Genomic DNA, 833 nt, shown 5'->3' on the forward strand with positions numbered 1-833 from the left:
CGGTTCGTCGCAGCAGTCAGTTATTGAAAGCCTCTGAGCTCGGTGTGGATGAAACATAACAAGTCAATGAACTACGCGCCGTCGGCGCCGGACGCGCTAAAGCACGCCGGTTATTTCGAGCGTTAGCAATTCCCTCCACCTATCTTGCTAAATGAGTAAAAAAGGAATAATTTATACTCATGGATATTTTCGAGTTTGATGACGCGAAAAGTCAGGCGAATCGCCATAAGCATGGAATCGACTTCCATGACGGCCAAGCGTTATGGGAAGACCAAGACCTATTGGAAGTTCGGGCGAAATCATCCGATGAACCTCGTTACTTGGTTATTGGTCTTATAGGGATGAAGCACTGGTCTGCTGTTGTCACTTATCGAGATGAGAAGATTCGTCTTATTTCGGTACGACGCTCGCGTAAGAGAGAGGTAGAGTTGTATGAAAGCTAAAGATTTTGACACGAAGTTTGATGAAGGTGCAGATGACATCATTGATGATCTGGATGTCAAGAGCGCACGGCGGGTAAACCAGGAAGCGAAACGTATTAACGTAGACTTTCCTGCTTGGGTAGTTGAGTCACTTGATCGCGAAGCTGCTCGAATTGGTGTCACTCGACAATCAATCATTAAAGTTTGGCTGGTGGAGCGTTTGCGAGCTGAAGCTGCTAACAAGCCGCTCAAAAGTGACACCGCAAGCGGCGCACATTAGCGGAGCGTTATATACCAGAGAGTACAAAATCGACTGCGGCAATAATTTCAGAGCGATATGCTGATAGATCATAATCATGACCCCGGAGCTGGCTGCGATCAATCCCGGCAATGTCTTGGGTTATTGCAATA

At 46.9% G+C, this 833-nt stretch carries 2 protein-coding genes; both read left to right on the plus strand.

The annotated features are described in order from the left end of the window. The first annotated feature begins 179 nt into the window (after positions 1 to 179). The gene (locus tag CWE08_RS12090) at positions 180 to 443 is read left to right on the plus strand and encodes a BrnT family toxin (protein ID WP_126768528.1); all 264 of its coding nucleotides are present in this window, start codon (positions 180 to 182) and stop codon (positions 441 to 443) included. Further along, the gene (brnA, locus tag CWE08_RS12095; RefSeq protein WP_126768530.1) at positions 433 to 702 is read left to right on the plus strand and encodes a type II toxin-antitoxin system BrnA family antitoxin; all 270 of its coding nucleotides are present in this window, start codon (positions 433 to 435) and stop codon (positions 700 to 702) included. Before CWE08_RS12090 ends, brnA begins: the two co-directional genes overlap by 11 nt. Positions 703 to 833 lie beyond the last annotated feature (131 nt).

It is taken from the genome of Aliidiomarina iranensis (assembly GCF_003987135.1).
GTDB lineage: Bacteria > Pseudomonadota > Gammaproteobacteria > Enterobacterales > Alteromonadaceae > Aliidiomarina > Aliidiomarina iranensis.